Raw genomic sequence first — 2636 nt, forward strand, 5'->3', positions numbered from 1 at the left:
CGGCCTTGCGAGGCGCGCCCGGCTTGGCAGCGGGCTTGCCGGCGTTGCCGCCGGGCCCCTGCAGTGCGTCAGTCAACTTGCGCACGACCGGCGCCTCGATCGTCGAGGACGCCGAACGGACGAATTCACCGAGTTCTTGGAGCTTGGCCATGACGACCTTGCTCTCCACGCCGAACTCCTTGGCGAGTTCGTATACCCGGACCTTAGCCACTTCGCTCCTTTTAGGTCCGGTTACCGCCGGACCGTCGCTACTTCATGGGCGTACTCATCGCGTACTCATCGAGTGCTCATCGCAATCTCGACCTACTTCCAACTCGCGAGGTACCTGACCGCACGGGGGCCCGTGCCGTTCATTTCTTACGGTGTCACCCGCTCGACGAACCGCTGTACCGCGGTGGGGTCGAACGGCCCCTTGGCCTTGAAGGCCCGGGGGAATGCCCGGCGGCGAACCGCCAGGTCCAGACAGTCGGGGACGGGATGCACGTACGCACCCCGGCCGGGCAGCGTACCGCGAGGATCGGGGACGCAGGCGTCCCCGTCCGCGACGATGCGCAGCAACTCGTTCTTGGCCGCCCGCTCCCGGCATCCCACACAGGTTCGCTCAGGGCAAGCGCGGACGTACGTCCGGCCAGACACGGCTAAGTCTACCTCCCCGCACCGACCTCACCCCTTTGGGGCAAAAATCGAACGTACGTTGTCGTGTTCTCAGCGACCTGCCGACGTGATCTATTCCCCGGCCCCCGCCGGGGCCGCGCGTCAGCGCCGCTCGGAGCGCTCCCGCGCCCGCTCGGCCCGCTCGCGGTCGGCCACGTCGCGCTCGGCGTCGGTCTCGGTGTCCGGGCGGATGTCGATGCGCCAGCCGGTCAGCCGGGCGGCGAGACGGGCGTTCTGGCCCTCCTTGCCGATCGCCAGCGAGAGCTGGTAGTCCGGCACCGTCACCCGTGCGGAACGGGCGCCCATGTCCACGACCTCGACCTCGCTCACCCGCGCGGGTGACAGGGCGTTGGCGACCATCTCGGCCGGGTCGTCCGACCAGTCCACGATGTCGATCTTCTCGCCGTGCAGCTCGGCCATCACGTTGCGCACGCGCCCGCCCATCGGGCCGATGCAGGCGCCCTTGGCGTTGAGCCCGGAGCGGGTCGAGCGGACCGCGATCTTGGTGCGGTGGCCGGCCTCGCGGGCGATGGCGCAGATCTCGACGGAGCCGTCCGCGATCTCCGGGACCTCCAGCGCGAAAAGCTTCTTCACCAGGTTGGGGTGGGTCCGCGAGAGCGTCACGGAGGGGCCGCGCACGCCCTTGGCGACCCGCACCACGTAGGTGCGCAGACGCAGGCCGTGGGTGTACTCCTCGCCGGGCACCTGCTCCTGCACCGGCAGGATGGCCTCCAGCTTGCCGATGTCCACCAGGACGTTCTTCGGGTCCTTGCCCTGCTGGACGACGCCGGTGACGACATCGCCCTCGTGGCCCGCGTACTCGCCGAACGTCCGGTCGTCCTCCGCGTCGCGCAGCCGCTGGAGGATGACCTGCTTGGCGGTGGTCGCGGCGATCCGGCCGAAGCCCGACGGGGTGTCGTCGAACTCCTTGGGCTCCTGGCCCTCCTCCAGATCGGCTGCTTCCTCCTTGGCCCACACCGTCACATGGCCGCGCTCGTCCAGCTCCACGCGCGCCCTGCGGTGGCTGCCGTCGGTGCGGTGGTACGCGATGAGGAGGGCCGACTCGATCGCCTCGACGAGGACCTCGAACGGGATCTCCTTGTCCTGCGCCAAGCCCTTCAGGAGCTTCACGTCGATGTCCACGGCTACGCCTCCTCTTCCTTCTTGTCCTTGCGGTTGAATTCCAGCTCCACACGAGCCCGGGCGATCTCGTCGAAGGCGATCCGGCGGGCGGTGGGCTTGCGACCCTTGACGCCCGGCACCTCCAGGTCGAGACCGTCCTCGTCGACCGCCAGGACGCGGGCGACAAGCTCGCCGCCCTCGCGCAGCGTCAGCCGGGCCAGCCGGCCGGTGGCGCGCGCGTAGTGGCGGTGCTCGGTCAGCGGGCGGTCGGCACCGGGGGAACTGACCTCCAGGACGTACTCGTCCTCGCCCATCGCGTCGGTCTCGTCGAGCTTCGCGGAGATCGCGCGGCTCAGCTCCGCGCAGGTGTCCAGCTCCACGCCCTCGTCGGAATCCACGACGATCCGCAGCACCCGGCGGCGGCCTGCCCGTGAGAGGTCGATCTCTTCCAGCTCCAGCTGCTCGGCGCTGACGAGCGGTTCGACCAGCCCGCGCAGCCTCTCGCTCTGGGTGGTGCTCATCCGGGTGACTCCTCGGCCGCGTGTGCTGTTGTGGGATCTCGCGTGTCTGGATCAAAGGGTATCCGGTCGCGGGGGGTGTTGCTGTCCGCCGGTCCCCCGCACGCGGGTACGCTCACAGGCGGTGATCACTTCCGGACAGATCCAGTCACAACAGATCCAGCCCGAAGGAGAACAGGTGCGGCGCACGGGGACGACGCGCAGGAACGCGCTCGCGATGACGGGCGCGCTCGCCGCCGGAGCGGTGCTCCCGGGCTGCGGAAGCGACGCGGACGACGCGGACGGCGCCCGCGGGGACTCCGCGCGGAGCGGCACCCGGGCCGCCGCGGACGGCGCCTCCGC

General features: G+C 70.1%; 4 protein-coding genes and 1 pseudogene. 1 reads left to right on the forward strand and 4 read right to left on the reverse strand.

The genetic code is table 11. The annotated features are described in order from the left end of the window. The 4 genes from MHW47_RS34330 to rimP form a co-directional block, all read right to left on the reverse strand. On the reverse strand, nt 1-211 hold a 211-nt coding region (locus MHW47_RS34330), incomplete at its 3' end, for a translation initiation factor IF-2 N-terminal domain-containing protein (protein WP_239227756.1). A gap of 146 nt (nt 212-357) precedes the next feature. Next, on the reverse strand, nt 358-636 hold the full coding sequence (locus tag MHW47_RS34335) for a YlxR family protein (RefSeq protein ID WP_199563603.1): 279 nt from the start codon (nt 634-636) through the stop codon (nt 358-360). 120 nt (nt 637-756) lie between these two features. Then, a complete protein-coding gene (nusA, locus tag MHW47_RS34340) occupies nt 757-1797 on the reverse strand; it encodes a transcription termination factor NusA (protein ID WP_239227757.1) in 1041 nt (346 codons plus the stop codon). Between the two features lie 2 nt (nt 1798-1799). After that, nucleotides 1800-2297 (reverse strand): ribosome maturation factor RimP, encoded by a 498-nt coding sequence (rimP, locus tag MHW47_RS34345; protein ID WP_239227758.1) that lies wholly within the window; start codon nt 2295-2297, stop codon nt 1800-1802. Nucleotides 2298-2418: 121 nt separating this feature from the next. Between rimP and MHW47_RS34350 the strand changes: the two are divergent. Next, nucleotides 2419-2636 (forward strand): annotated as a pseudogene (locus MHW47_RS34350) (hypothetical protein); the annotation flags it as partial.

It is taken from the genome of Streptomyces sp. OfavH-34-F, assembly GCF_022347745.1.
Taxonomy (GTDB): domain Bacteria; phylum Actinomycetota; class Actinomycetes; order Streptomycetales; family Streptomycetaceae; genus Streptomyces.

Coding starts and splice junctions, on each gene's coding strand:
- rimP (WP_239227758.1), bottom strand. CDS start 2,297: ATGAGCACCACCCAGAGCGAGAGGCTGCGCGGGCTGGTCGAACCGCTC.